Below are 1,774 nucleotides of genomic sequence, written 5' to 3'. Positions count from 1 at the left end.
GAAAGATGACATGTGATGGGGACCCCCTCAGCTCGGACGCACGATGGGTGGCGTCAGAGATTTTTCGGGAGCTTGAGGAGGTCCCAATGACTATCGTAGGCGGGTTCGACGTGCACCGGCAGCAGATCACCTTCGACTATGTCGACACCGACACCGGCCGGGTGCGGTGGGGACAGATCCGTCCGGCGACGCGGCACACGCTGCGGGCCTGGCTGGCCGAGCACTGCCCCGGCGGGGACGCCGAGATCGCGGTGGAGGGCTGCACCGGGTGGCGGTACGTGGTGGAGGAGCTGACCGCCGCCGGGGCGGCGGCACAGCTGGCCGACCCGGCCGAGACCGCGGGGCTGCGCGGCCCGAAGAAACACGCGAAGACCGACCGCGCCGACGCCCGGCTGCTGCGCACGCTGCTGCTGGAGGGCCGGTTGCCGCGGTCGTGGATCCCACCCGAGCAGGTCCTCGAGGCCCGGACGTTGGGCCGGTTGTACTGCGCGTTGATGGACGAGCGCCGGGCCTGGCAGCAGCGCATCCACGCGCAGCTGTTCCATCAGGGCTGCCCGCCGATCACCGGACTGTTGACCGTGGCCGGCCGCGACGGGCTCGCCCGGGCCGAGTTGTCGGTCGCGGGCCGGCAGTACGTGGACACCGCACTACGTACGATCGACTCGCTCACCGTCGAGATCGACTCGCTACGTGCACAATTGGTGTCGTTCGCGCGTCGCCAGCCGGGCTGCCGGGCGCTGCAGGCCGACCACTACGGGGTGGGGTGGCTGTGCGCGGTGATCATCTGGGCCGAGATCGGCGACGCCCGCCGGTTCCGCAGTTCCGACCAGGTGGTGCGCTTCGCCGGCCTCGACATCACCGTGTACTCCTCCGACGGCAAACGCTCACCCGGGCACCTGTCCCGGCAGGGGTCGCCGGAGCTGCGGTGGGCGGCGTTCGAGGCGGCCCGGTGCGCCGCCCGCCGGGGGTCCCCGGACTACGCCTACTACCACAAGGTGGCCGCCGTCCTGGACGGCAAACGGCCCGCGCTGGCGGTGGAGCGGAAACTGCTGCGCCGCTGCTACCACACCCTGCGTGAGCTCGGCGAGGTCGCGATGGCGCCGGTCATGGAACGGGAGGTCGCCTGACATGGCCTGTGCGCGTGCCCTGCCCATGATTCACCTGATGCCTGCGGTCGGCTCCCGCCACGATCCTGACGCCACCCCGCCCGGGGTGCGGCGTCCCGGAAAGAATGAGCGGCCGCACCCTCGTTGGCCCGGCATGCCGGGCACCCCATCGATCATCATGTCACCGGGCTCCTCGCCCGTGGACCCAGATAAGGCTGGGCGCCGGCACGCGCCACCCCACACCGCTGCTCCCCGACCAGAACACCGGGAGGCGCCCACGGCCTGAACCACACGTCTTTGCCCTCGTCGACCCCCGGGCTCTCAGCATGCGGCGGATCCTCGCCGACATCAAGGTCGTTCGTCCTCGCTGCGCTGCGGGCGCTCCACCTTGACCCCCGGCTGCGGTCCCCCGCGGCCAGGCACGGGCGACGACGAGGGCAAACACCGGAAACAACCCCCCAAATGACCAACGGATCCCACCTTTACGGGGGTCCGCATCACAGATAAGGTCGTTCGTCCTCGCTGCGCTGCGGGCGCTCCACCTTGACCCCCGGCTGCGGTCCCCCGCGGCCAGGCACGGGCGACGACGAGGGCAAACACCGGAAACAACCCCCCAAATGACCAACGGATCCCACCTTTACGGGGGTCCGCATCACAGATAAGGATCG

1 protein-coding gene is annotated in these 1,774 nt (G+C 70.3%); it reads left to right on the top strand.

Going from position 1 to position 1,774, the window contains the following annotated elements:
* Nucleotides 1–86 precede the first annotated feature (86 nt).
* Complete coding sequence (locus P3H15_RS53785; RefSeq protein ID WP_276144788.1) at nt 87–1,127, top strand: IS110 family transposase; 1,041 nt, start codon at nt 87–89, stop codon at nt 1,125–1,127.
* Nucleotides 1,128–1,774: the final 647 nt, after the last annotated feature.

The sequence above is a fragment of the Rhodococcus sp. T2V genome, assembly GCF_029269925.1.
Lineage (GTDB): Bacteria > Actinomycetota > Actinomycetes > Mycobacteriales > Mycobacteriaceae > Rhodococcus_F > Rhodococcus_F koreensis.
Note: the sequence above shows the minus strand (reverse complement) of the source record. Positions and strands in the feature narration are given on the sequence as shown.